This window comes from Pyxidicoccus caerfyrddinensis, assembly GCF_010894405.1.
GTDB lineage: Bacteria > Myxococcota > Myxococcia > Myxococcales > Myxococcaceae > Myxococcus > Myxococcus caerfyrddinensis.
This window is the reverse complement of record NZ_JAAIYA010000125.1, coordinates 1-612: the sequence shown is the minus strand read 5'-3', so window position 1 is coordinate 612 and position 612 is coordinate 1. Positions and strand designations below refer to the sequence as shown.

The window sequence follows — 612 nt, the reverse complement described above, 5'->3', positions numbered from 1 at the left end:
GGTGGGCGAAGGCGCCCAGGGCCGTCTCGTGGACGCGGCCCACGAGCTGCTGGAAGGTCGGGTCGCCGGACAAGTCAGTGCGCACCGCGAGGGTGTTGACGAACAGGCCGATGAGGCCCTCGAGGTCTGCGCGGTTGCGGCCGGCGATGGGGGTGCCGACGGTGACGTCGTCGTGGCCGCAGTAGCGGTGGAGCAGGACGTTGAAGGCGGCGAGCAGGACGGAGAAGAGGGTGCGCCCCTCGTTCGCGCCCAGGTCCTTCAAGGACTCGGCGAGCTGCGCGGGCAGGAAGACGGTGTGACGCGCGCCACGGGCGGAAGAGGTGGCGGGACGGGGCCTGTCACCCGGAAGCTGGAGCACGGCGTTGGGGTCCAACCGCTGCCGCCAGTAGGACAGCTGGGTGTCCAGCGCTTCGCCCTGCAGCCACTGACGCTGCCACGAAGCGAAGCTGGCGTACTGGAGCGGCAGCGCGGGCAGGGGCGAGGGCCGTCCTGCGACGAAGGCCGCGTAGAGCTCCGACACCTCGCGCACCAGCACACCCATGGACCAGCCATCGGTGATGATGTGGTGCAGGCTCAGGAGGAGCACGTGCTCTTCGGCGGCGAGGCGGAAGA

1 protein-coding gene is annotated in these 612 nt (G+C 70.4%); it reads right to left on the bottom strand.

What is annotated here, in order from left to right; all coding sequences use genetic code 11:
- Nucleotides 1-612: condensation domain-containing protein (locus G4D86_RS51800; protein ID WP_240360977.1), on the bottom strand; the 612-nt coding region annotated here is incomplete at both ends.